Source organism: Verrucomicrobium sp. GAS474 (assembly GCF_900105685.1).
In the GTDB taxonomy this organism is placed as follows: domain Bacteria; phylum Verrucomicrobiota; class Verrucomicrobiia; order Methylacidiphilales; family GAS474; genus GAS474.
The window spans coordinates 1,752,897-1,777,565 of the sequence record NZ_LT629781.1 but is presented as its reverse complement, the minus strand read 5'-3'; the positions used below and the strand labels follow the sequence as shown (position 1 = coordinate 1,777,565).

Below are 24,669 nucleotides of genomic sequence, written 5' to 3'. Positions count from 1 at the left end.
CTTAGACTTTCGCCGGCTCGACCGGGTCGGCGGGCTTCGCCGGGGCGAGCGCCGCGACGGGGGGATGGGGGACGACCTTCCAGAACAGGGTCCGGAAGCGTTCCCAGTCGGCCAGGATCTCCTTCGCCCGGGCGCTCCCCGTGGCGTCGAGGTGCTGCTTGATGATCGCCTTCAGCGTCAGGGGATTGCCCTGCGCGTCGGTGCGGATCACCTCGTCCTCGGTGCCGAGGCGGTCGATCCCGACCATCGCCGGATTGTAGAGCTTGTCGAAGTTCCCCTCGAGGTCGAGGACGTAGGCGAGGCCGCCCGACATGCCCGCGCCGAAGTTCTTCCCCGTGCCGCCGAGGACGACGACGAGGCCGTTGGTCATGTACTCGCAGCCGTGGTCGCCGACCCCTTCGACGACGGAGAGGGCGCCGCTGTTGCGGACGGCGAACCGTTCCCCCGCCTTGCCGCGGGCGAAGAGCGTGCCGCCCGTCGCGCCGTAGAGGTTGGTGTTCCCGAGGATCGAGTTGTCGTGCGCGGCGAAGGTCGCCGAGGCCGAGGGGACGATGACGATCTCGCCGCCCGACATGCCCTTGCCGACGTAGTCGTTCGCCTCGCCGGTGAGGTGGATGCGGACGCCCTTCACGAGGAAGGCGCCGAGGCTCTGGCCCGCGCTGCCGGTGAGGGCGATCTGGATCGTGTTCTCGGGCAGGGACTCGTCCCCGGCGCGATAGGCGACCTCGCCGGAGAGCTGGGTGCCGACGCTCCGGTTGACGTTCTTCACCTTGTACTTGAGGGAGACGGGACGCCGGGTCTGGAGGGCGCTCTTGGCGTCCTGCAGGATCTCGTCGTCGAGGGTCCGCTCCTCGAGCTTCGTGTTCGCGTTCCACGTCCGGTACCGGGGGACGGTCTCGTCGATGGGGGGGACGGCGAGCATCGGCTTCAGGTCGAGGGTGTTCGCCTTCGGATGGCCGGGGATCTCCTTCTGCTCGAGGAGCTCGGCGCGGCCGATCATCTCGTTCATCGTCCGCATGCCGAGGGAGGCCATGATCTCGCGGACCTCCTGGGCGACGCCGTTGAAGAACGTGATGATGTTGTCGGGGGTCCCCTTGAACTTGGCCCGGAGGCGCTCGTCCTGGGTGGCGACGCCGACGGGGCAGGTGTTCAGGTGGCACTTGCGGACGTAGACGCAGCCCGCCGCGATGAGGGCGATGGTGCCGAAGTTGTACTCCTCCGCGCCGAGGAGCGCCGCGACGGCGATGTCGAAGCCGGTCCGCATGCCGCCGTCGGTCCGCAGGGTGACGCGGTTCCGGAGGCTGTTCAGCAGGAGGACCTGCTGGGCCTCGGCGACGCCGAGTTCCCACGGGCCGCCCGCGTGCTTCACGGAGGAAAGCGGCGAGGCGCCGGTGCCGCCGTCGTGGCCGCTGATGAGGATGATGTCGGCATGAGCCTTCGCGACGCCCGCCGCGATGGTGCCGACGCCGGCCTCGGAGACGAGCTTCACGCAGATCTTGGCGCGCGGGTTGACCTGCTTCAGGTCGTAGATCAGCTGGGCCAGATCCTCGATGCTGTAGATGTCGTGGTGCGGCGGGGGCGAGATGAGCATCACGCCGGGCGTGCTGTGCCGGAGCTTCGCGATGAGGGCGGAGACCTTGTGGCCGGGCAGCTGGCCGCCCTCGCCGGGCTTCGAGCCCTGCGCCATCTTGATCTCGATCTCCTCGGCGCTGGCCAGGTATTCGGCGGTGAGGCCGAAGCGCCCGGAGGCGACCTGCTTGATGGCGCTGTTCTTCGAGTCGCCGTTCTCCATGGTGCCGAAGCGGATCTTGTCCTCGCCGCCTTCGCCGGAGTTCGACTTGCCGCCGATCCGGTTCATCGCGATCGCGAGGGCCTCGTGGGCCTCGGGCGAGAGCGCGCCGAGGGACATGCCCGCGGTGGTGAAACGCTTGCGAATCTCCTCCAGGGGCTCGACCTCGTCGATCGGGATCGGGGTGCCGGGCTTGATGCGGAGGCAATGCCGGAGGTCGACGGGCTGGCCCGCCATGACGGCATCGACGTACTTCTGGTAGTCTTCCTGCTTCCCGGCCTTGTCCATTCCCTTGATGCCGACGTAGGCATGGAGGCTCTGGAGGAGGGCGGGGGTGACGACATGGACTTCGCCGTCCCGCCGGTAGCGGTAGATGCCGGCGTCGACGAGCTTCGCTTCCGCGGAGCCGAAGGCGTGGATGTGGCGGCTGAGGGTCTCCTCGGCGATCTCCTTCAGGCCGAGGCCCGAGACGCGCGAGATGACTCCGGCGAAGTGTTCCTTCGCCACGTCCTCGTGGATGCCGATGGCCTGGAAGACCTGGGCACCGTGGTAGCTCTGGAGGGTCGAGATGCCCATCTTCGACATGATCTTGAGGAGGCCCTTCTCGATTGCGGAACGGTAGTTCTTCCAGACGACTGCGGGGTCGGCGACCTTGAGGGAGCCCTTCTCGATCAGATCGCGGTAGGTGGCGATGGCGAGGTAGGGATTGACCGCCGACGCGCCGAAGCCGATGAGGCAGGCGAACTGGTGGACGTCCCGCACTTCGCCGCCCTCGACGAGGATCGAGGCGAGGCTCCGCTTGCCACGCCGGATCAGCTCATGATGGACGGCAGAGACGGCGAGGAGGAGGGGAAGCCCGGCCATCTCGGCCGAGACGCCCCGGTCGCTGAGGATGACAAGGGTGACGCCCGCGTCGACGGCGTTCTCGACCTCGCGGCGGAGGTCGGTGAGCCGCTTCGCCAGCGCGCCCTCGCCGCCGACGGCGGGGAAGAGGACGGAGAAGGTCTGCGACTTCAGGCTCGCCTCGGGGCGGGACCGGATCTCGTCGAGCTCGGCGTTGGACAGGATGGGGCTCTTCAGCAGGAGGACGTCGGCATGGCTCGGCCCCTCGGCGAGGAGGTTCGATTCCCGTCCGACGGGCATCTCGACCGACATGACGAGCTTCTCCCGGATCGGGTCGATCGGGGGGTTCGTGACCTGGGCGAAGAGCTGCTTGAAGTACTCGTAGAGGAGCTTCGACTTGAGCGAGAGGACGGCCAGGGGCGCGTCGTCTCCCATGGAGCCGATCGCCTCCTCGCCCGTCTCGGCCATCGCCTTGAGGATGACCTCGACCTCTTCCTCGTTGTAGCCGAACGAGAGCTGCTGGGGCAGGAGCGCCCCGTCGGCCGCCGTGCCGGCGGCGAGGGAGGCCGCGGCCTTCAGTTCCTTCAGGTTCTGCGCGAGCCATTCCCCGTAGGGCTGGCGGGCGGCGTAGAAGTCCTTGATCTCGTCGTTCCGCCAGAACTTCTTCCCGACGGTGTCGACGGCGAGGATCTCGCCCGGGGCGAGGCGGCCCTTCTCGACCACGACCTTGTCGTCGATGGTCGCGAGGCCGACCTCGGAGCCGAGGACGACGAGGCCGTCGGAGGTGACGGTGTAGCGCGAGGGCCGGAGGCCGTTCCGGTCGAGGCAGGCGGCGATGGTCCGGCCGTCGCTGACGACGAGGGCGGCGGGGCCGTCCCACGGCTCCATCATGCAGGAGTGGTAGCGGTAGAAGGCCTGCCGCTCCGGGGTGATCTTCGTGTCGGCCTGCCACGCGGCGGGGACGAGCATCATGAGGCTGTGCAGGAGGTCGCGGCCCGACATCGTCAGCAGCTCGAGGACGTTGTCGAGGCTCGTCGAGTCGCTGCCGCCGGGCTGGATCACGGGGCGGAGGAACTCGATCTCGTCGCCCCACACGGAGGCGGCGAGCTGGGCTTCCCGGGACCGCATCCAGACGCGGTTCCCCTGCACCGTGTTGATCTCGCCGTTGTGCGCCATGAGGCGGACGGGCTGGGCGAGGGGCCAGGTGGGGAAGGTGTTCGTGCTGTAGCGCTGGTGGTAGATCGCGAGGGAGGTCTTGTACTTCGGGTTCCGCAGGTCGAGGTAGAACTTGTCGAGCTGGGGGGAGACGAGGAGGCCCTTGTAGATGATCGTCCGGCTGGAGAACGAGGCGACGTAGAAGCTCTCGATCCCGGCGCGGCTGATCCGGTACTCGATCTCGGAGCGGGCGAGGTAGAGGACCTGCTCGTATTCCTCGGCGCCGATGATCTCGTCCTCGGGCTTGCCGATGAGGACCTGTTCCATCTCGGGGCAGGTCTGGAGGGCCTTGTCCCCGAGGATGTCCATCTTCACCGGCACCTTGCGCCAGCCGAAGACGAAGAGCTTCCGCTTGGAAAGGGTCTCCTCGACGACCTTCCGGCAGAAGGCCTGCTCGTAGGCGTTGTCCTTCGGGAGGAAGAGGAAGCCGACGGCCAGATCGCTGTCGGAGAAGAGCTTGTGACCGAGCTTCTCGACCTCGGGCCGGAAGATCTCGTAGGGGATCTGGGTCAGGACGCCCGCGCCGTCGCCGGTCTTCGCGTCGGCGTCCATCGCGCCGCGATGGGAGAGGGCCGAGACGCACCCGATGGCGGTCTTGAGGATCTTTTCCGAGCGTTCCCCACTGATACTCGCGACGAAACCGACGCCGCAGGCGTCGTGTTCAAAAGCCGGATCGTAGAGCCCCTTTCCGTTGAAAGAGCCCATCTGGGTGAGGATCGAGTGATTCAGAGACATGGCGGTGAGAAGATATGAAAGACTTTGTCTTAGGGATCAAGGGTATTTCCAACGAATAGGACCGATTTTTACTTTTTTTGCGTACTTTTTCCGTACTCCTCATAATTTTCGTAAAACCCTCCCCTTGGCTTTCTGGAGAAACATTGAAAAGCGAACCGGAAACGGCTATCAAGCAAGTTGGATGCCGACCCCCGCCCCAGTGCTCGAAATCGGACCCGTTTCGGGCTATCTTACCGGCTATCGTGACACGCCCTCCTCGATCCGCCGCCAGGATTCCTTTCCTCCGGGAACGACTTCTGCTTTCCTATTTCACGGCAGCATGGATGCGCCTCGCCTGACGAGTCCCTAGTCGAACAACCGCCGACCCCCAACGCCATGCCCCACTCCACCCTCTCGCGCTTCGCCATCGTCGTCCTCGCCTCCGGCCTCCTCCTCATGGGCGGCTGCATGGCCGTCGACGAGACCAGCCTCTACGCCGACGAACCCCTCGGCAGTGATTACCTTCCCGTCGTCACCCGTTCCATCCAGCTCTGGCCCGGGAAGATCCTCGTCCTCCCCGTGAGCGGCGCGGTCGAGGACCAGGCCCGCTCCCTCTTCGAGAGCCAGTTCGTCCCCGCGCTGAAGGACAAGATGCGGTGGATCATGATCCCCTATCCCGGCGTCGCCTCGACCCGGGTCGACCTCCCCATCACCGAGGCCCAGGCCCTGGCGAAGGCGAAGGAGACGGGGGCCGACGCCATCCTCTTCGTGAAGCTGAGCCAGGAACAGATCTATCCCCCCCTGCGGATCGTCGTCGACGTCTTCATGCAGGACGTCGAGACCCAAAAAACCGTCCTCACGATGCATGCCGACTATGACGCGAACAACCTCGCCGTCGTCGAGTCGGCCCGCCGCTACGCGAAGAAATACCTGCCGAAGAGCAACTCCCCCGAGCGGAGCAAGGCGATCCTCCACGACCTCCGCAGCTACCTCACCTTCTCCGGCTACTACACCGGAAAGCTGATCTCCGACTCCTTCCTCGTCCCCGCGAAGCAGGCCCAGCGCGCCCAGGCCGCCGACCCCAATTACGGCACCCCCTTCGCCACGCCCCCCGAATCGCTGAGCGGAAGCACGACGAGCGCGACGGTCAGCACCAGCGCGACGACCACCACCACGACCACCGTCGCTCCCGCCCCTCCCGCCCCTCCCGCGCCGAGCCCGGCGCCGAACACCGCCGCGCCCCAGCCCGATTACAGCTCGGCCCCGCAGAACAGCGCGCGGCCCGGGCCGTCGCGGTAGGGAGGAAAAGGAGCGCGGGGAGAGGGAGGCGGCCCTCCCTCCCCGGCACCCCGCCCCCCTTCACCGGGATTGCGGCCCCCCCGGGACTGTGCCAACTTCCAGCACCCCATGGCCTCTCCCTTCAAAACGTTCCTCGGCGGCTGCGCCGGGGTACTGCTCTGCCTTCTCCTCGCCGTCAGCCTCGTCCTGAACCTCGGGCTCATCGCCGCCTTCTCGATGAAGAAGGACGCGAAGACCGGCCTCAGCGAGGAGAGCTACCTCCCGGCGAAGGGGACGACGACGGCGAAGCTCGTCCTGATCGACCTCGTCGGCGAGATCGGCGGGAGCCTCCCCGGGGTCTTCGGCGACTCGATGGTCGACGACATCCGCCTCCAGCTCCGCCAGGCCGCCGAGGACGCCAACGTGAAGGGCGTCATTCTCCGCATCGATTCCCCCGGCGGCGAGGTCACCGCCAGCGACGAGATCTACCACTACGTCGCCGACTTCCGCGCGAAGTCGGGCAAGCCGGTCGTCGTCTACATGGAATCGATGGCCGCCTCGGGCGGGTATTACAGCGCGATGGGCGGCTCGTGGATCATCGCCCATCCCCTCACCGTCACCGGGAGCATCGGCGTCATCCTCGAGACCTACAACGTGAAGGACCTCGCCGGGAAGGTCGGCGTGAAGGCCCTCGTGATCAAGTCGGGGAAGATGAAGGACATGCTCAACCCCTTCCGCGATCCCGCCCCGGAGGAGCTCGCCCTCGTCCAGAGCCTCGTCAACGAGACCTACGACCGCTTCGTCACCGTCGTCGCCACGGAGCGGAAGCTCGACGTCGAGAGCCTGCGCAACGGCATCGCCGACGGCCGCATCTATTCCGGCAAGCAGGCGAAGGCCCTCGGCCTGGTCGACGACCTCGGCTACTTCGAGGACGCCGTGGCGAAGGGCCGCGAGCTCGCGAAGCTGGGCGACGCCGAGGTCGTTCGCTACAGCCCCCCCTTCGACACCGCCCGCTTCCTCCACTCCCTCGGCGTGACGACCCGCATGCCCGCGCTCCGGCTGGAGATCCCCGGCTTCAACGCCTCGGCGGCCGGCTCCCCGGCGTTCCACCTCCAGAGCGGACGCCTCTACTACCTCCCCGCCTCGGTCGCCGGGTTTTAGAGCCAGGCTCTAACTTTCCATGCTCGCCTTCCTGGAGCAGCATCCCCGGTTCATCCCGGGGCTCCTCTTCGCCGCTTCCCTCGCCGCGCAGGCCGCCCTCGTCTTCCTGCTGCAGGGCCGGGGCTTCCGCTTCCCCCTCCTCGGCAAGGCCCCGGCGATCGCCGTCCCGCCGGAGAAAAGCATCGCCCTCGTCGGCGCGATCGTCGTCACCGCCCTCACCCTCGGCGGGTTCTGGTTCGACCTCGTCGCCCTCGTCGGCGTCGTCCTCGTCCTCGCCTCGGAGGGGGTCCCCCCGCCGCGCCACTTCGGCTTCGGGCCGGGCGCGCCGGTCCCGCCCCTCCGTGCCCTCGGCTTCGGCCTCGTCATCGCCCTCGCCGTCTTCCTCCCGCTCCAGGCCTTCGCCACCGGGATCGAGGCGGTCTTCCGCCACTTCGGCCTCCCGACCCCGCCCGAGCCCGCCGTCGCCCTCTTCCTCAAGGCCCGCCACTTCGGAGCCCTCGCCCAGCTTCTCTTCGCCGCCCTCCTCCTCGCCCCCCTCTGCGAGGAGGCCTTCTTCCGCGGCTTCCTCCATCCCGTCCTGAAGGCCGCCTTCCCCGTCCGGCCCGGCATCGCCCTCGCCGCCACCGCCGCCGCCTTCGCCGGGATCCACTGCCATTGGGCCACCCTCCTCCCGCTCTTCGGCTTCGGCCTCGTCCAAGGGATCGTCTACGAGACGTCGGGCTCCCTCCTCCTTTGCCTCTCCGTCCATTTCTGGTTCAATACGATCAGCGCCGCCGCCCTCCTCGCCGAGATCGGCAAGGCGACTCCCTAATCGCCAGCCATGAACGAAGACCGCTTCATCGCCGCCCTGACCCGGAAGTGGAAAGCCTCGGCCTCGATGCCCGTCGGCCCCGGCGACGACTGCGCCGTCGTCGTCCCGCAAAAGGGAGGCCCCGCCCTCTTCTTCAAGACCGACGCCGTCGTCGAGGGGCTCCACTTCACCGCGCGGACGCCCGGCCCCCTCGTCGGGCGGAAGGCGCTGGCCCGGAACCTGAGCGACGCCGCCGCGATGGGGGGAACGCCGACCCACGCCCTCGTCACCCTCGCGTTGCCGCCCGGATTCTCCCCCGCCCGCATCGCCGCGATCTATCGCGGAATCGAGGCCCTGGCGCACCGCCACGGCGTCGCCCTCGCCGGAGGGGAGACGACCCGTTCGCCCAAGCTCCTCCTCTCCGTCACCCTCCTCGGCACCTTTCCCTCCAGGCCGCTCCTCCGTTCCGGCGGCCGGGCCGGGGACGACCTCTGGGTCACCGGCACCCTCGGGGCCTCCCTGCGCGGCGGAAACCGGGCCAAGCACCTCGCCTTCGAGCCCCGCCTCGCCGAGGGCGCGTGGCTCGCGAAGCACGGCCTCGCCACCGCCGCGATGGATCTCAGCGACGGCCTCGCCGCCGACCTCCCCCGGCTGGCCAAGGCGAGCCGCTGCGGCTTCCGCCTCGACCGGACGGCGATCCCGCGCACGCCCCGGGCGACCCTTCGCGCCGCGCTGACCGACGGGGAAGACTACGAACTCCTCTTCGCCGCCCCCGCCGCCTCCCGCGTCCGGCTCGAACGGGCGTGGAAGAAATCCTTCCCCTCCCTCCGCCTCACCCGGATCGGCGCGTTGACGAAACCGGGCGCGGGGGAAAAGCCCGCCTCCCTCGGACGCGGCTACGACCACCTGGAAAAATGAGATGAGCGCGACCGATCTCTTCCCCGCCCTCGTCGAGACCGCCGGGGAGACCCACGCCCTCGCCGCCGCCCTCGCCGCCACCCTCCGGGGCGGCGAGATCATCGCCCTCCACGGCCCCCTCGGCGCGGGGAAGACCGAGTTCACCCGCGGCCTCGCCCGCGCCCTCGGCTACCGGGGCGACGTGACGAGCCCGACCTTCTCCCTCGTCCACGAGTATCCCGGAGCCCGCCTCCCCCTCTGCCACCTCGACCTCTACCGCGTCGAGACCGTCGAGGAGGCCCGCCGCTTCGGCGTCGAGGACTACCTCGACTACGACGAGGGCCGGGGCGTCGCCGTCGTCGAATGGCCGGAGAGGATCGCCCCGCTCCTCCCCGCCTCCACCCTCCACCTCACGATCGAGCCGCTCCCCGACGGCCGCCGCCGCTTCGCCGTCGGAGCCTCCTCGACGAAAGAGTTTTGACCCCCCCGCGCCGAAGCCCCATCCTTCCCTCCCCCTCCGTCGCATGATCCTCGCCATCGACACCTCCTCCTCCCACGGCTCCGCCGCCCTCGGCGACGCCGCCGGGAACGTCCTCCAGGTCGAGACCTTCTCCGGCCAGGGCGGGCGCGAGCGCCACTCGACGACCCTCTTCCCCGCCCTCGCGAAATTCAACCTCCGCGACCGCCCCCTCACGAAGATCATCGTCGGTCTCGGGCCCGGCTCCTTCTCCGGCATCCGCGTCGCCCTCGCCGCCGCGCAGGGACTCGCGCTGCCGCATCGGACGCCGATCGTCGGCGCGCGGAGCAGCGATTCGATCGCCCGCCAGCTCCCCCACGTCACCCGCCTCGGTGTCTTCGCCGACGCCCGCCGGGGGGAATACTATTGCACCCTCTACGCCCTCGGCACGCTGGAGCGGGAATCGTTCCTCCTCCCGCGCGACGGCGTCGAGGAAATGGCCTCGAAGGTCACCCTCGCCGTCAGCGCCGATCCCCTCCCGATGATCCCGGAGGCCCTCCCGCCCCGCGCCGCCGACTTCCTTCACCTGCCCCACTTCGACCTCCTCGTCCCCCCCGCCGGGGAAACGCTGGAGCCGATCTACCTCCGGGAGCCCGTGGCATGAAGACCAAGAGCAGAAAACTGGCTGCCCCCCCGCTCCGCACCTGGCTGGAGATCGACGGGGCCGCCCTCCGACACAACCTCGCCTTCCTCCGCGCGACGGTGAAGCGGCACGCGGGCAAGGCCCCCGCCCCCCGGCTCATCGCGATGGTGAAATCGCACGCCTACGGCCACGGCATGCCGATCGTCCCCGAGATCCTCCGCCGCCTCCCCGACGCCGTCATCGGCCTCGCCGACCTCGACGAGCTCCGTGCCTATCGCGCCTCGGGCAAAGAAAGAGACCCGGCGCCCGTCTTCCTCTCCAGCCCCGTCCTGCCGCAGGAATTGGAGGAAGTCCTCTCGCTCCGGGGCTGGCCCGTCCTCTCGACCCACGCCGAGGCGGCGACCCTCGCCAAGGCCGCGCAAAAACTGGGGCCCGACGCCGTCGCCGAGGCCCACTTCAAGGTCGATACCGGGATGGGCCGCCTCGGCCTCCCGCCCGCCGAGGCGGCGAAGGAACTGAGCCGGATCCTCGCCCACCTCCCCCGCGTCCGCATCGTCGGCATCATGACCCACTTCGCCAGCGCCGACAGCGACAACGCGAAGACGCGCAGGCAGCTCGCCCTCTTCGGAAAATTCCGCGCCCTCTTCCCCCGATTGCCGTGGCATGCGGCGAACAGCGCCGGCCTCCTCCACCATCCCCGCGCCGTCGCCGGGGCCGCGTGGGTCCGCCCGGGCCTCGCCCTCTACGGCCTCCCGCCCCGCCCCGCCGACGCGAAACACCTCCGGCCCATCCTGAGCTGGAAAGCCCGCGTCACCTTCGTCCGCAAGGCGGCGGCGGGGACGACCGTCAGCTACGGCGCGACCTACACGCTGCCGCAGGCCCAGACCCTCGCCACCGTCTCCGTCGGCTACGGCGACACCTACCCCCGCCATCTCTCCAACAACGCCGACGTCCTCATCGGCGGCGTCCGCTGCCCGATCCGGGGCCGGGTGACGATGGACCAGATCGTCGTCGACGCCAGCCGCGTCCCCGCGAGGAAACTCCACGCCGGAGCCGAAGCCGTGCTCTTGGGCAGGCAGGGAAAGCAGGAGATCACCGCCGACGAATTGGCGAAGCGGGCCGATACGATTTCATACGAGATCGTGACGGGAACGTCGTTGAAGTTGCCGCGCGTGTATCGGAATTTCTAAACCGTACAGCCGCTTCGGTTCCCCCACCACTGGGACGCGTGATTCCTCCCAAGCGCACCTCTCCCAATAGGAGTCTAGGCGTATTGGTACCGTCTACCCCTTCAGTACGTACCCTCGAGCGTACCGGAACCATCCGATTTTAATCCAGTGAGGAGACGAGGCGCCGCCAAAGCGCGTCCGCCTAGCTAAGGCCCTCAGAACAGGACTGCCTGCGCGATAGCGCAATACCTCGTAAAGGGGAAACTAACTTGCAGGGTCGGGAGACAAGTTCCAGGAGGGGCGAAGCCCCTCTTGGGCTATAAAGCGGATCGCCTCCAGCTGTACAGGGTCGACCGCGCCAGCCCCGAAGGGCACTCCCCAATCCGCGATCCCTTTCCTAAAACCGAATGCCCACTCACCAGGATCGCCTGCTGCGACAGGTCAGCGGGGAAGGTCGGCACGAACCGGGATCGCCTGCTGCGGCACATCCGCAGGAGAGGTCGGCACGATGGCCGGGATCGGCACCGGCAACCGCGAGGGCCGCTCGCCCACCGTGAACTTGTAGGTCAGGAGCTTCCCTTTCCGGTTCACCACCACGGCGAGGTCGTCGCCGACTTCGGAGTAGAACGAGGCGTCGATGACGTCGGAGGCCTTGGCGATCTCACGCGGCCCGATGCGGACGACGGTGTCGCCGGGCTGGAGGCCGCTGGTCGAGGCCGGGGTCGATTCAAAGAGCTGGGTGATCTTCACGTCGTTCGAGTCCGACCGGGGATCGACGCCGACGCCGATCCAGCCGTACTCGACCCGCCCGTGGACGGCGATGTCGGTGACGATCTTCTGGATCGCCGAGGCGGGGAGCGCGTAGGCGAACTTCCGCTCGTCGGCCGCCATGATCAGCATCCCGACGACCCCGCCGCGCCCGTCGAGGACCGGGCCGCCGATCTGGCCGGGGCTGATCGGGAGGCTGGTGCGGAGGTGGGTGCAGGAGAAGAAGCGGCCGAGGTATTGGGTGTCGAACCCGGTCACCATCCCGAAGCTCGGCGCCGAGGGAAGGTTGAGCGGGAAGCCGATGGCGACGATCGGGGTGGCGGTGTGGACATCCTCTTCCTTGCCGAAGGTGAGGAACGGGGTGATCCCGTCGAAGACCTGGAGGACGGCGACGCCGCTGCGCGGATCGAGGCCGAGGATCTTCGCGGGCAGCCGCAGCCCGCCGACCTCGACGGAGACCGCCGGGCTGAAGCCGATGATCGAGGCGGCGGTGACGAGGGTCCCCTTGTTGTCGATGAAGAAGCCGGAGCCGATGGTTTCGAAGCTGTCGGTCGTCCCCGGCAGGGGGGCCTGGGCGGCGTGAACCCGGACGACCGAGGCCTTGCCGTTTTCAAAGACCTTGTTGACCTGGGTGCCGATGGCGTCGAAGGCGCTCTCCGCGCGGGCGGGGAGGGTGCCGAGGCCGAGGGAGGCCGAGGCCAGTACGAGAAGGGAGAAGGCCGAGCCGAAGCTCAGGCTGAGGAAGCGCGTATCCCGGACCATTCTAGAACGCCACGACCGAATCATAGGTCGAAGGGGCCTTGGGCAGGATATACTGGGCATTCGCCGGGGTCGGATTCAGGTCGCCGCCGACCGTGCTGCGGTCGATCTGCTGGTCGAGGGTGAGCGAGGCGGCGACCATCGAGGGCTGGGCGTCGTTCATCGCGTAGTCGACCCGGCCGCCGGGGGTGGCGAGGGCGAGAGTGGGGGAGACGGCCGAGGCGGCTTCGGACTTCAGCGTCAGCATCGGGGCGCCCGCGTTCTCGCCGAGCGAGGCCTGGTTGAGGCCGACGACGACGGCGGCGGCGAGGAGGGCGGCGGCACCGGCATAACGGAGACCGGACTGGAGGGCGAGGTGCTCCTCGATCCAGTTCGAGACGCGGGCGACGAGGGCCTCCCGGACGGAGACGCGGCGCATGGCCGAGGCCCGGAGGCGGCGGTGGAGATCGGGAAGGACGGAAGGGGTCTCAGAGAACATCGCCTGGCGGGAACGGAGCAGGGCGGCGATCTGGGGATCGAGGGCGGAATCAGCGGTATCTTTGCGGAAAAGCATGGGGAACCTCGAGGGGATGTTACTGTTTATAATCTTTGAGAAACTTTTGCAACTGCTTATGGGCGTAAAACAAGCGGGAGCGGACGGTCCCTTCGGTGCATTTCATGATCGCCGCGATTTCCGCGTGACTCATGCCTTGAACGTCGAAGAGGGATACAACCATTCTGTGTTCTTCTGACAACCGGGAGAGCGATTCGTTCAATTTATTTTGCAGCTCCTGATTCTCGATCTGACGGGTCACATCAGCCGAAATATTATTATCAATGAAATTATTACCCTCGTAAAACTCTTCTTCCTCTTCCTGGGAGGGGGAAAAGAAGGGGCGGCGTTTCCGCTTCCGGATCTGGTTCAGCGCGGTGTTCTTCGCGATCCGGTAGAGCCAAGTGGAGAATTGGGCCTCCTCGCGGAACGAGGCGAGGTTCTGGTAGGCCTTCGTGAAGGTCTCGATCAGCGCATCGTTCGTATCCTCGTGGTGGAGGAGGATATTATAGAGCGTCACCCGGATCGGCTTTTCGTAGCGGAGGACCAGCTCGTCGAAGGCCGCCAAATCGCCCTCCTGCGCCCGACTGACCAAATCACGGTCAGTCGGGCCCGGAGAGGGCGCGGAATCCTGCATCGGCCCGGAGGGTAGTACGCCGGGGTACCGGGACGCAAGCATAGATCCGGTTTCTGTGGGGCGTTCCTCTCCCATACGCTTCTCTCCCAATAGGAGTCGGGGCGTATTGGCCCTGTCTCTCCCTATCGCTCGCACCCTCGGGCGCTCAGGGAAGCAGCGGATTTTTATCCAGTTAAGAGACGAGGCGCCGCCCAAGCGCGTCCGCCTAACCAAAGCCCTCCGAAGGGGAGGTTCGAGGAGGGGCGAAGCCCCTCTTGGGCTATAAAGCGGATCGCCTCCAGCTGGACAGGGTTGACCGCGCAAGTCCCGAAGGGCGGTTCCCGTTCCGCGATCCCTTTCCCCGTGCGCCTTGTCTTCCAAGCGTTCCGTTTGCCAAGCGCATGGGAGAGGGGCGCTTGGGAGATAAGGCGTATGAGACACGGAGCGCATGGGAGAGGAACGCTTGGGAGATAAGGCGTATGGGATACGGAGCGCCTGGGAGAGGAACGCTTGAGAGATAAGGCGTATGGGACACGGAGCGCCTGGGAAGACCCACGCTGGATAACGCCACCGAGCGGGGTAGCCCTTCGGGACCTGCGCGGTCGACCCTGTACAGCTGGATGTAACCCGCTTTAACGCCACAGAGGGGCTCCGCCCCTCCGTGACCTCCTGTTCTGAGGGCCTCAACTAGGCGGACGCGTTTCCCCCTGCGCCTCATCTCCTAACTGTTTTAAAATCCGCTGCTTCCTGGAGCGCCCGAGGATACGAGCGATAGGGAGAGACGGGGCCAATACGCCCTGACTCCCATCGGGAGAATCACGCGCCTAAGCCCGTCCGCCCGTCAATACCGCCACGTGCCCGGCCAGGGCGATCGGGATCGCGGCGAGGCTTTCCTTCGCCTCGGAGGGCGGCAGGACGTTCAGCGCTTCGGCGGCGGCGTCGAGGTGGGAGGCGAGGGTTTCCAGCGTCTGCGCCAGCGCCCCCTGCTCTTTCACCTGCGCCACGAGGGTCTGGCGGTCCTTCGGGCTGCCGTGGAGCAGGACCTCGCACAGCGCCTCGTGGGCGCGGGCGTTGCCCTTCGTCGACTGGAGGAGGTAGAGGAACGGGAGGGTGATCTTCCCCTTTTCGAGGTCGGTGCCGAGGGTCTTCCCGGCCTCCTCCTCGGTCCCGAGGAAGTCGAGGCAGTCGTCGTAGATCTGGTAGGCCACGCCGAGCGATTCCCCGTACTTGCCGAGGGCGGCGACGGTCTCCGGCGAGGCCCCGTTGGCCCAGGCCGCGAGGTGGCACGAGACGCGGAAGAGTTCCCCGGTCTTCATCCGGACGATCTTGATGTAGTCGTCGAAGCTGAGGCTGAGGTCGAAGCGGCGCTGCGTCTGGAGTATCTCCCCGGTGCAGACCTCGCAGACCGCCCCGGAGATGACCTGGCTCACCTCCTGCGGGAACTTCGAGGAACAGACCCGGAGGGCGTGGGAAAAGAGGCAGTCGCCGACGAGGACCGAGATCTCGGCTCCCCAGCGGCTCGACGCGGTCGGCTGGTTCCGGCGCTGCGAGGCGCCGTCCATGATGTCGTCATGGACGAGGGTGGCGAGGTGGATCATCTCGACGATCGTCCCCACGTCGAGGTGGGATTCCTTGATCCCCCCCGTCGCCTCGCCGCAGAGGAGGGCGAGGGTGGGGCGGAGCCGCTTCCCGTGGCAGCGGAGGACGTATTCCAGGTAAGCGACGATATCGGCGTCGAAGAGGGCCGCCTGCGAAAGGATCCGGGCGTCGAGTTCCTTCAGACGGGCGGCGATCGCCTCCGTATTCTGGCCGCCGTTCAGGAGGGGATGGGCCGCCCCGTTGGTCCCGTTCCCCTCCGTCTCTTTGGAGGAAGGAAACGAAGCCGAAGTGACGCGGCCTAGGCTGCTGGCGGAATTGAGGCCGGACTCCATAGGAATGAAAACGAATTTATGACGAATCACCGGGAAGGGCAAGCCCGGTTCGATTTTCCTGACGCGATCTAATGCCGCCGCGCCGCTCGGATTTCCTTGCGGGGCCTCTCCGCATGCTTAGACTCACTGACGATGCGTTCCCCGTCCCTTTTCTCCGCCCGCCTCGGCCTGGGCCTCGTCCTGATCGCCACCCTCGGCCTCGCCGGCTGCGGCCAGGAAGGGAAGACCCGGAAGCGGGTCGAGGCCCTCGTCGCTGCGAATCAGTTCTCCTCCGCCTATGAAGTCCTCCAGGCGGGCCTCGTCCAGAACCCGAAGAGCAAGACCCTCCGCCGCGAGGAAATCCTCCTCCTCCTCAAGGCCGAGCGGGTCGACCTCGCCTACAGCCGCTACCGCGCCTTCACCGCCGAGATCAGCCGCACCGACTCGTTCCTCTTCGACGCGCTGAAGGACAAGGACGCCGCCGTCCGCACCTCCGCCGCCCGCGTCCTCGGCATGGTCGGGGAGCCGGAGGCCGCCGGGCCACTGATGAACCTCCTCGACGATCCGAACGACAACGTCCGCCGCGCCGCCGTCGTCTCCCTCGGCAGCCTGAAGAACGCCAAGGCGATCCCGCCCCTCGTGAAGGCCCTGAAGGACCGATGGTGGTTCGTCCGCTCCGAGGCCGCCACCGCCCTCGGGAACATGGGCGACGTCCGCGCCGTCACCCCCCTCTTCGGCGTCGTCACCGATCCCGACGGCACCGTCCGCCACAACGCCGAGATCGCCCTCACCTCCCTCGTCCGGCAGGTGCAGGACCTCACCCCCTATCAAAAGGAACTCCAGAGCGGCGACCCCTTCCGCATCCGCGCCGCCACCCTCTCCCTCGCCGCCGTCCAGGACAAATCGGTCACCCCCGTCCTCCTCGCCTACCTGACCGCCCCCGATCCCGCCACCCGCCAGCAGGGCCTCCGCGCCTTCCGCTACCAGCTCGACCCCGAGGGCCTTCCGGCGATCCGCAAATGCCTGACCGATCCCGAGCCGCCCGTCCGCTTCGAGGCGATCCTCGCCGTCGTCGACTACCGCGACCGCGAGGCGATCCCCGCCCTCCAGGCGATGGCGAACGAGGCGGGCCTCGACCCCCGCATCAAGCAGGTCGCCGCCGAAGCCGCGAAGCGCCTCGCCGCCCTGCCGACGGCCACGCCCGCACCCGCCGCCGGGGCACCGACCTCCGCTCCCGCTTCATCCGCGCCGTAGGGTGAATTGATCCTGCCGGGTTGTTGAAATCGCACGCGGCGCGAAAGCGCAATTCATCCCCCGCGCCGGTTGAATCGACACGGTTTCCCCGGTCCGCGCTGAAAACGAAAAACCGGATCTGCAACCTGTTAAGCAGGCGCAAATCCGGTTTTTTTGAATCGCGAGAATCCCTTTAAACAGGGAAAGAACTGGCGGGAAGCGGACCGGCCTCGCGGCTGGCCGCGATCACGCTATCAAGGGCACGACGGAATTCTTCGAGGCCCGGGGCCGGGATAATGATCGTATCCCTGCGTCCCCGAACATCTTCCGTAATGCGGAGGAAGCGCCCCCGGTCATTCTCTTTCAGATCGAACATGAAAATCTTGCGTTCAACGTCGATTTTTTCACTTTTGATATTGCGAACAGAGGGATCCATAACTTATTTGCCCGAATTTGAGGTCGTGTTTCACATTCTAAAGTAAAGAGCCCCCCCTGATTGTCAAACCAACCCTCCAGAGCAAAATTACCTACTACATACCCACAAAGTACTCTTGCATCTAACTCCTTTGCATATATTTCCCATCCAAGCGGACCCGGAGCGATAAACGTGAAGGAGGAGTAAGGGAGGTTGCCAACTCGTCCCGCCTCTTCTAACTTTTGCGAAGTGAAATCGCGGGTCGAGTCGCAGTTCTTAGTCCTCATCGCGGTTTCCGTACTGATCCATCTCGGGGTCCTCCTCCTGTTTGTCTCCGGCGCCCTCGACCACCTCATGCCGTTGATCCGGCCCACCGGCACGCCCCCGCCGCCGCCCCCCCGCATCACCGTCCTGAAACTCCAGGACCCGCCGAAACCGCCCGCCCATCCCCGGATGCCCGACTTCATCCCCACCCTCCCCAGCCAGGAGGCTGCCCAGGCCGATCCCAACGCCGTCCTCGAATCGGAACGGAACACCCTCCTAAGAAGCCGTGAGACCGCCCAGAAAGAGTCCTCCCTCCCCTCGATGAGCGGCGATACCAAATCGGGCCTCGTCTGGCAGAACACCCCCTCCAGCCCCGCCGTCAACAGCACCCCCTCCCAATACTCCCCCCAGAAAACCCAGCAGACCCCGCAGAAGAGCAGCCCGACCGACCCCTCGCCCGCGGAGACCAGCGCGACCAATCCGACCAAAGACCCCGCCAAGGACCCGACGAAGACCACCGCCGCCCAGCCCGCCCCCATCGGCGATCCCTCGAAGAAAGATCCCTCCGCCCTGCCGAAGCAGGACTCCCCCGTCCTCGGCGCCAACGGCGTCCCCCTCTTCCCCGCTCCCGCCGACCCCGCCGGGGCCAAGGACGGCAAGAAAGACGCGAAGCCCAACCCGAAGCCCTCCCCCGACAAGCCCGAGGAAAAGACCCAGCAGCCGGCCCCCCAGCAGACCCTGCAACAACCACAGCAGCAGCAAAACCAACAGGCCCAGCAGCAGCAGAATCCCTCCCCCGCCGCGCCGCCCCCCTCCTCCCCCTCCTTCGCCCAGGCCCGCACCCAGATCGCCGGAGGCGCCCCGAAGGAAATCGGCGATCCCTCCCCCGATTCCAAGGAAACCGAGATCGGCCGCTACAAGGCCAAGCTCTACAAGACCATCGGCACCTACTGGTACATCAACGTCGAGAAAAACATGACCATCCTCGGCGTCGGCGAGGTCCGGTTCAAATTCTACGTCCGCGCCAACGGCATGATCGACCAGATCACCGCCATCTCCTCCAGCGGCCAGGCCGACGTCCTGAAGGGCGTCTCCCTCAAGGCGATCCGCGAAGGCCTCCCCTTCGAGCCCTTTTCCGACAGCATGAAACAGCAGCTCGGCGACGGCTACTGGGAGGAGATCACCTTCTCCATCTACTGATCCCCGTAACCTCCCGTCCCCTCCCGCGTCCCTCCAGCCGACTTCCCCGCTTTAATTCTCGTCTTTAACTTCTCGTCTTTGTAACCCCGTTCACCTACATATCTCCCTCGAATGGACCTCTTCCACGACGTTTCCCAGTTCTTCGTTCGCGGCGGCATCTTCATGGTGCCCCTCTGGATCGCCTCCCTCATCTCCCTCACCGTCCTCCTCGAACGGTCCCTCGCGATCCGCCGCAACCGCGTCATCAACCCCCTCCTCACCGACGCCATCGAGCGGCTCCGCTACGGCCAGATCCCGGCCGAGGTCGAGGCCGCCGCCGATGACAAGACGATCCTCGGCCGCCTCGTCCGCACCGCCCTCCGCAACGCCACCTGGACGAAGGCCGAGAACGCCGAGACCCTCCAGACCAAGGCCCGCTCCGAGATCAGCCGCCTCGAGCGCGGCCTCGTCATCCTCGAGATCGCCGTCGGCGTCGGCCCCCTCCTCGGCCTCCTCGGCACCGTCTCCGGCCTCATCAAGATCTTCGGCAACGTCGGCGACCAGCAGATCGCCACCCAGGGCGTCGCCATCGCGCGCGGCATCTCCGAGGCCCTGAACACCACCGTCTTCGGCCTCGTCGTCGCCATCCCCGCCCTCATCGCCTACAGCATCTTCAGCCGCCGCGTGGAGAGCTTCTCCGTCGAGCTCGAAAGCTACTGCAACGAGCTCCTCTCCAAGCTCTACACCATCAGCGAGCAGGAAACGTCCGGGACGACGACGCCCCCCCTGGTCTAGCGCCCTCCCGCGGACCCCCATCCCATGCGCTTCCGCAACAAGCCCCACCGGACGCCGATCATCAACATCGTCTCGTTGATCGACATCCTCTGCATCATCCTCATCTTCTTCGTCGTCACCTCGATCTTCCGGCGCGAGGAGCCGCAGATCAAACTCGACCTCCCCGAGTCGAGCCAGGCCAAGGCCTCCCAGCAGACCACGCCCGAGATCATCACCGTCACCGAGGACGAGAAAGTCTACCTCGGCCCCACCCTCATCACCGTCGCCGAGCTCGGCCCCCTCCTGAAGAGCAAACGCGACGCCGACCCCCGCGCCCGCTTCGCCCTCAAATCGAGCAAGAAGGCCCCCTTCGGCATCGTCATCAAGGTCATGGACGCCGTCAAGATCGCCGGCATCGACGAGCTCCCCACCTTCACCGCCGAGCCGAACGAGGCCAATCCCGACGCCTCCGCCTATCCCGCCGCAGCCGCGGCGACGCCTTAGCTTTCAGCCCATCCCCACGTCTGATTTCCCCCCCATGATCCTTCCGCTGGTCTACTACCCCGACGCCCGCCTCCGCGCCAAAGGAGCCCCGATCAAGGTCATCGACGACACCCTCCGCCAGCTCGCCGACGACATGCTCGACACCATGGAAAAGCACGAGGGCGTCGGCCTCGCCGCCCAGCAGATCGGCCAGGCCCTCCAATTCGCCGTCGTCGACGTCACCGGCATCGACGACCGCCCCAGCACCATGACCATCGCCGGGAAGGCCGTGAATCCCGAGGACTACATGCCCCTCTTCCTCATCAACCCCGTCGTCACCGGGACCAAGGCGAAGGAACCGGGCAGCGAAGGCTGCCTCAGCATCCCCGGCCTCCGCACCGACGTGAACCGGAGCAAGCGCGTCGAAGTGAAGACGATGACCATGGAAGGCAAAGTCCTCGAGTTCGAGGCCACCGGCCTCCTCGCCGTCGCCATCCAGCACGAGACCGACCATCTCCACGGCAAGCTCTTCATCGACCTCCTCAGCCCCGCCGAGCGCGCCGACGTGAAAGACGAGCTCGACGAGATCGTCGAGAAGTACGGGCCGAAGGAATAGGACGCGCCTCGCTCCCAATAGGAGTCTGGGCGTATTGGCCCCGTCTCTCCCTATAGCTCGCACCCTCGGACGCTCCGGGAAGCAGCGGATTTTAAAACAGTTCGGAGACGAGGCACAGGGGGAAACGCGTCCGCCTAGTTCAGGCCCTCAGAGGGGGAGGTCACGGAGGGGCGGAGCCCCTCTGTGGCGTTAAAGCGGGTCGCCTCCAGCTGTACAGGGTTGACCGCGCAGGTCCCGAAGGGCGGTTCCCGTTCCGCGATCCCTTTCCCCGTGCGCGTTGTCTTCCAAACGTTCCGTTTGCCAAGCGCATGGAAAACGAAGCGTATGGGAGAGGAGCGCTTGAAAGATGAGGTGTATGGGACACGGATCGCCTAGGAGACCCACGCTGGGTAACACCACGGAGCGGGGCAGCCCTTCGGGACCTGCGCGGTCAACCCTGTACAGCTGGAGGCGACCCGCTTTATAGCCCAAGAGGGGCTTCGCCCCTCCTCGAACCTCCCCCTCGGAGGGCCTGAACTTGGCGGACGCGCTTCGGCGGCGCCTTGTCTCTTAACTGTTTTAAAATCCGCTGCTTCCCTGAGCGCCCGAGGGTACGAGCGATAGGGAGAGACGGGGCCAATACGCCCTGACTCCTATCGGGAGAGAAACGTATGGAATGAAACACGCGTCCCGATAACAAGCGAAGCCAAAGGGCTTCATCCCCACAAAAAAAGGCGGCATCCCCCACGGGATGCCGCCTTTTTCCAATCGGACGAAAGAACCTACTTCTTCACCACCGCCGCGCGGACGGTCTCGACCTGGCCGGCGGAGCCGAGCTTCTCGTTCTTGTGCGCGATGAACTTCGCGTACTCTTCGATGAAGACCTTGCCGGGGGGGCGGAAGTCGAACTCGCCGGGCTTTTCCTTGAAGAACTCGCGGTGGACGCGGGTCCAGACGAGGCGGCCGTCGGTGTCGATGTTCACCTTCGTCACGCCGAGCTTGGCGGCGGGGAGGTACTCGTTCTCGTCGACGCCGCAGGCGCTCGGGTCGAGGGTGCCGCCGGCGGCGTTGATGCGCTTCACCTCTTCGGCGGGGACGCTGGAGCTGCCGTGCATCACGATCGGGGTGCCGGGGATCTTTTCCTGGATCGACTTGATGACGTTGAAGTGGAGGGACTGGTGGCCCTTGAACTTGTAGGCGCCGTGGCTGGTGCCGATCGCGGCGGCGAGGGAGTCGCAGCCGGTCTGCTTCACGAACTCGATCGCTTCCTCGGGGTTGGTGAGGCAGGCGTGGCCTTCGTCGACCTGGATGTCTTCCTCGACGCCGCCGAGCTTGCCGAGTTCGGCCTCGACGCTGAGGCCCTTGGCGTGGGCGCGCTCGACGACGCGCTTCGTGATGGCGACGTTCTCGGCGAAGTCCTCGTGCGAGGCGTCGATCATGACGGAGCTATAGAAACCGGAGTCGATGCAGTCGTAGCAGGTCTCCTCGTCGCCGTGGTCGAGGTGGACGGCGAAGATCGCGTCGGGATAGATCACTTCCGCGGTGCGGATCAGGGCCTCGAGCATCCGCTTGTCGGCATACTTCCGGGAGCCCTTGGAGAGCTGGATGATGAAGGGAGCCTTGGAATCGACGCACCCCTTGAAGAGGCCGAGGATCTGCTCCATGTTATTGACGTTGTAGGCCCCGACGGCGTATTTGCCGTAGGCCACCTTGAAGAGTTCGGCTGTGGTGACAATCATGGTTAGTGACCGTACTAGGGGGAGGCCGTTCGCTTTGGCAAGCACCACCTCCCCCTCTCCCGCAGATTCTCCTTCCGGTGCGTTTCTCTTTATGGCGACAACGTTAACTGAAATTAAAAATTGAATGGCGAAATGAAATTAGCTTGTGGCAGTGAATCGGTTTAACGATCATCGCCCCGCTTTCCCCAATCTCATATGGACGTCGCCGCCGAAATCATCGCCTCCCTCAATTCCGCCGTGGTCCGCATCTTCTCGACGATGGCCTCCCTCGAGGTCGCCCCGGTCGAGTCGATCGACGTTTCGGGCAATCCCGCCGACGCGCTCCACGAGGTGACGGGGAACGTCAGCTTCGCCGGTCCCGCCATCGCCGGGGTCATCTATCTCTCCCTTCCCGCTGCCCTCTCCCGCCGGGTGGCCGGGATCATCACGGGCGACGAGGCGGGCGTCGACGAGGGGGCGGAGAACGACGTCCTCGGCGAGTTCACCAACATGGTGACGGGGAACATCAAGACCCACATGGCCGACAAGGGATACAACTCGGCCCTCAGCATCCCGAACGTCCTCCGCGGCACCTCGATTTCGGTGAGCTGCAAGGGCTTCACCATTTCCCGCGCCTTCACGTTCAAGGTCGTCGATTCGGGCGCGACGTTCCACGTCCTCGCCCTCGTCAAGGCCGACTAGGTGGCTGAAAAGCGCCCCTCCGACAGGGGTGCGATGGAGGCGATCTCGACCTCCTTTCCGCCTTAAGTCTTAGGTATCTTCACTCCTTGCGTTTTCGCCTCGGTTCCTTATCGTATCGAAATCATGGCCGATGAAGGACGCGAGAGTCTGCTAAAACACGACGAGACCATCGCCATTCCCGAAAAGGAAAAGGGTCTCGCCTTCGACCAGTCGCAGGACGACGACAAGTACAATCAGAATGACATCGACGACATTCTGAAGATGTTCAATCCCTAGGACGGCGTCCGTCCTTCCTCCTCCCGCCTTGCTCCCCGGCCCTCCCGGGCGATAGTGTGGATGCCTCATGTCCGGCTCCCGTGAATCCCAGCCCCGTCGCCGCGCCGCCCTCGTCGTCGCCGGGCACGGCTCGACGCTGAACGCCGATTCCAGCACGCCCACCTACCGCCATGCCGACCGCATCCGGGAGCAGGGCCTCTTCGCCGAAGTCCACGAATGTTTCTGGAAGGAGGAGCCGAACTTCCGCTTCGTCCTCGACCAGGTCGAGGCCGAACGGGTCTACATCGTTCCCGACTTCATCAGCTCCGGCTACTTCACCGAGGAGGTGATCCCCCGCGAGCTCGGCCTCGAGCCCGGCTCCCCGATCACCCGGCGCGACGGCAAGACCCTCTGCTACTGCGAGCCCGTCGGCCTCCACCCCTCGATGACCGACGTCCTGCTGGAGCGCGCCGCCGTCGTCGTCCGCGCCTCGGGGGTCCCGCCGCTCGATCCCGAAACGACCGCCCTCTTCGTCATCGGCCACGGCACCGGCCTGAACGAGAACTCGACGAAGATCGTCTACGAGCAGGCCGCCCGGATCGCCGCCCTCCGGCCCCGTCCCTACGCCGCCTGCCACGCCGCCTTCATGGAGCAGGCCCCGTTCATCAAGGAGTGGCGGACGATCGCCGCCCAGCCGAACGTCGTCGCCGTCCCCTTCTTCATCTCCGACGGCCTCCACTCCTACGAGGACATCCCGGTCCTCCTCGGCATGACCGAAAACGTGCGGGAGCAGGGCGTCCTCAATCCCCACGCGATCGACGGGCGGCGGCTCTGGTACGCCCCCGCCCTCGGCACCGACCCCCGGATCGCCGACGTCATCGTCGCCCAAGTCGACAAATTCGATGCCCTCCATTTCGCAAACGCTTGAGGCCCGGCTGCAGGCCTCGGAGGGGAAGCCGGTCTTCCTCGGGGAACTCGTCCTGCTTCCCTCCCCGGCGGGATGGGAGCTGCGCCATCGCGTCGACGCCGACGCCGCCGGAAAAAGCCTCCGCCGCCTCGCCGACCTTCCCGCCATCCGCGAGATCGGGAAGGCCGACGCCAGCGGGACCTACCGCCCCCTCCGCGTCGCGCGGGGGCTCCGGAACGGCTGGCGCACCCACCCCCTCGTCCTCCCCGCCCTCGTCGAGGCCCTCCACGCCCTCTACCCCTCGGCCCTCCCGTTCTGGGCGCATCCCCGTCCCCCCGTCCCCTTCTCCGAAACCGCGCGGCGGCAAACCGGCATGTACCGCCTCGTCCAGACCTGCGGCGACGAGGGCGAGCCGCTCCGCGCCGCCATCGCCGGGACATGCGAGGCGGTGTGCCTCCGCCGCCGTCAATGGGGCCCGGGAACGCCCGCGCCGGAAACCGCGCCCGACGCGATCCCCCTCCCCTGCCCCGAGGCCTGCAATTATCTCATCGCCAAAGTCCGCGAGGAGATCGTTGCCGCCGGGAAGAAGGCCTAAAAAAACCG

At 66.6% G+C, this 24,669-nt stretch carries 23 protein-coding genes; 16 read left to right on the top strand and 7 right to left on the bottom strand.

What is annotated here, in order from left to right; genetic code table 11:
• Position 1: 1 nt before the first annotated feature.
• A complete protein-coding gene (gene gltB / locus BLU04_RS07370) occupies positions 2-4,582 on the bottom strand; it encodes a glutamate synthase large subunit (protein WP_197673061.1) in 4,581 nt (1,526 codons plus the stop codon).
• A gap of 375 nt (positions 4,583-4,957) precedes the next feature.
• On the opposite strand from gltB, the gene BLU04_RS07365 reads away from it, so the two are divergent.
• The 7 genes from BLU04_RS07365 to alr all read left to right on the top strand — a co-directional run bounded on the left by BLU04_RS07365 (position 4,958) and on the right by alr (position 10,977).
• Positions 4,958-5,860, top strand: a complete 903-nt coding sequence (locus BLU04_RS07365; protein WP_093284120.1) for a hypothetical protein — start codon at positions 4,958-4,960, stop codon at positions 5,858-5,860.
• Positions 5,861-5,968: 108 nt separating this feature from the next.
• Positions 5,969-7,000, top strand: a complete 1,032-nt coding sequence (gene sppA / locus BLU04_RS07360) for a signal peptide peptidase SppA (protein ID WP_093284118.1) — start codon at positions 5,969-5,971, stop codon at positions 6,998-7,000.
• 19 nt (positions 7,001-7,019) lie between these two features.
• Positions 7,020-7,811, top strand: a complete 792-nt coding sequence (locus tag BLU04_RS07355) for a CPBP family intramembrane glutamic endopeptidase (RefSeq protein WP_093284115.1) — start codon at positions 7,020-7,022, stop codon at positions 7,809-7,811.
• 9 nt (positions 7,812-7,820) lie between these two features.
• The gene (thiL, locus tag BLU04_RS07350) at positions 7,821-8,708 is read left to right on the top strand and encodes a thiamine-phosphate kinase (RefSeq protein WP_093284113.1); all 888 of its coding nucleotides are present in this window, start codon (positions 7,821-7,823) and stop codon (positions 8,706-8,708) included.
• Between the two features lies 1 nt (position 8,709).
• Positions 8,710-9,168: a tRNA (adenosine(37)-N6)-threonylcarbamoyltransferase complex ATPase subunit type 1 TsaE gene (gene tsaE / locus BLU04_RS07345; protein WP_093284110.1), complete on the top strand. Its 459-nt coding sequence runs from the start codon at positions 8,710-8,712 to the stop codon at positions 9,166-9,168.
• Between the two features lie 43 nt (positions 9,169-9,211).
• Positions 9,212-9,808 (top strand): tRNA (adenosine(37)-N6)-threonylcarbamoyltransferase complex dimerization subunit type 1 TsaB, encoded by a 597-nt coding sequence (tsaB, locus tag BLU04_RS07340; protein ID WP_093284106.1) that lies wholly within the window; start codon positions 9,212-9,214, stop codon positions 9,806-9,808.
• Positions 9,805-10,977 carry an alanine racemase gene (gene alr / locus BLU04_RS07335; RefSeq protein ID WP_093284104.1) on the top strand — a complete coding sequence of 391 codons (1,173 nt, stop codon included), beginning with the start codon at positions 9,805-9,807 and terminating at the stop codon, positions 10,975-10,977. Before tsaB ends, alr begins: the two co-directional genes overlap by 4 nt.
• Before the next feature lie 420 nt (positions 10,978-11,397).
• Here alr and BLU04_RS07330 read toward each other — a convergent pair whose 3' ends face one another.
• The 4 genes from BLU04_RS07330 to BLU04_RS07315 form a co-directional block, all read right to left on the bottom strand.
• Positions 11,398-12,486, bottom strand: a complete 1,089-nt coding sequence (locus tag BLU04_RS07330; protein ID WP_162274655.1) for a S1C family serine protease — start codon at positions 12,484-12,486, stop codon at positions 11,398-11,400.
• Between the two features lies 1 nt (position 12,487).
• Positions 12,488-13,036 carry a hypothetical protein gene (locus BLU04_RS07325; protein ID WP_093284099.1) on the bottom strand — a complete coding sequence of 183 codons (549 nt, stop codon included), beginning with the start codon at positions 13,034-13,036 and terminating at the stop codon, positions 12,488-12,490.
• Between the two features lie 19 nt (positions 13,037-13,055).
• Entirely contained in the window at positions 13,056-13,727 is a 672-nt protein-coding gene (locus BLU04_RS07320; RefSeq protein WP_231964910.1) for a sigma-70 family RNA polymerase sigma factor, read from the bottom strand.
• 728 nt (positions 13,728-14,455) lie between these two features.
• Positions 14,456-15,562, bottom strand: a complete 1,107-nt coding sequence (locus BLU04_RS07315) for a polyprenyl synthetase family protein (RefSeq protein ID WP_093284096.1) — start codon at positions 15,560-15,562, stop codon at positions 14,456-14,458.
• Positions 15,563-15,694: 132 nt separating this feature from the next.
• On the opposite strand from BLU04_RS07315, the gene BLU04_RS07310 reads away from it, so the two are divergent.
• Positions 15,695-16,795, top strand: a complete 1,101-nt coding sequence (locus BLU04_RS07310; RefSeq protein WP_093284094.1) for a HEAT repeat domain-containing protein — start codon at positions 15,695-15,697, stop codon at positions 16,793-16,795.
• 172 nt (positions 16,796-16,967) lie between these two features.
• On the opposite strand, the gene BLU04_RS07305 is transcribed toward BLU04_RS07310, so the two are convergent.
• Positions 16,968-17,210, bottom strand: a complete 243-nt coding sequence (locus tag BLU04_RS07305; protein ID WP_093284091.1) for a PUR family DNA/RNA-binding protein — start codon at positions 17,208-17,210, stop codon at positions 16,968-16,970.
• Positions 17,211-17,438: 228 nt separating this feature from the next.
• Between BLU04_RS07305 and BLU04_RS07300 the strand changes: the two genes are divergently transcribed.
• The 4 genes from BLU04_RS07300 (at position 17,439) to def (ending at position 20,505) form a co-directional block, all read left to right on the top strand.
• Positions 17,439-18,653, top strand: a complete 1,215-nt coding sequence (locus BLU04_RS07300) for a hypothetical protein (protein ID WP_093284089.1) — start codon at positions 17,439-17,441, stop codon at positions 18,651-18,653.
• 111 nt (positions 18,654-18,764) lie between these two features.
• On the top strand, positions 18,765-19,427 hold the full coding sequence (locus tag BLU04_RS07295) for a MotA/TolQ/ExbB proton channel family protein (protein WP_093284086.1): 663 nt from the start codon (positions 18,765-18,767) through the stop codon (positions 19,425-19,427).
• A gap of 24 nt (positions 19,428-19,451) precedes the next feature.
• A complete protein-coding gene (locus BLU04_RS07290; RefSeq protein WP_093284084.1) occupies positions 19,452-19,910 on the top strand; it encodes a biopolymer transporter ExbD in 459 nt (152 codons plus the stop codon).
• A gap of 34 nt (positions 19,911-19,944) precedes the next feature.
• The gene (def, locus tag BLU04_RS07285; protein WP_093284081.1) at positions 19,945-20,505 is read left to right on the top strand and encodes a peptide deformylase; all 561 of its coding nucleotides are present in this window, start codon (positions 19,945-19,947) and stop codon (positions 20,503-20,505) included.
• A 761-nt stretch (positions 20,506-21,266) separates the two neighbouring features.
• On the opposite strand, the gene BLU04_RS07280 is transcribed toward def, so the two are convergent.
• Complete coding sequence (locus BLU04_RS07280; protein WP_093284079.1) at positions 21,267-22,223, bottom strand: ketose-bisphosphate aldolase; 957 nt, start codon at positions 22,221-22,223, stop codon at positions 21,267-21,269.
• Positions 22,224-22,418: 195 nt separating this feature from the next.
• Here BLU04_RS07280 and BLU04_RS07275 point away from each other — a divergent pair, with 195 nt between their 5' ends.
• From BLU04_RS07275 to BLU04_RS07265, 4 genes are all read left to right on the top strand, one after another.
• On the top strand, positions 22,419-22,904 hold the full coding sequence (locus BLU04_RS07275) for a chemotaxis protein CheX (RefSeq protein WP_093284076.1): 486 nt from the start codon (positions 22,419-22,421) through the stop codon (positions 22,902-22,904).
• Between the two features lie 123 nt (positions 22,905-23,027).
• Positions 23,028-23,180 carry a hypothetical protein gene (locus BLU04_RS16380; RefSeq protein ID WP_157895187.1) on the top strand — a complete coding sequence of 51 codons (153 nt, stop codon included), beginning with the start codon at positions 23,028-23,030 and terminating at the stop codon, positions 23,178-23,180.
• A 67-nt stretch (positions 23,181-23,247) separates the two neighbouring features.
• Positions 23,248-24,087 (top strand): CbiX/SirB N-terminal domain-containing protein, encoded by an 840-nt coding sequence (locus BLU04_RS07270; protein WP_093284074.1) that lies wholly within the window; start codon positions 23,248-23,250, stop codon positions 24,085-24,087.
• Positions 24,062-24,661 (top strand): DR2241 family protein, encoded by a 600-nt coding sequence (locus tag BLU04_RS07265; RefSeq protein ID WP_093284071.1) that lies wholly within the window; start codon positions 24,062-24,064, stop codon positions 24,659-24,661. The genes BLU04_RS07270 and BLU04_RS07265 overlap by 26 nt, the downstream gene beginning before the upstream one ends.
• Positions 24,662-24,669 lie beyond the last annotated feature (8 nt).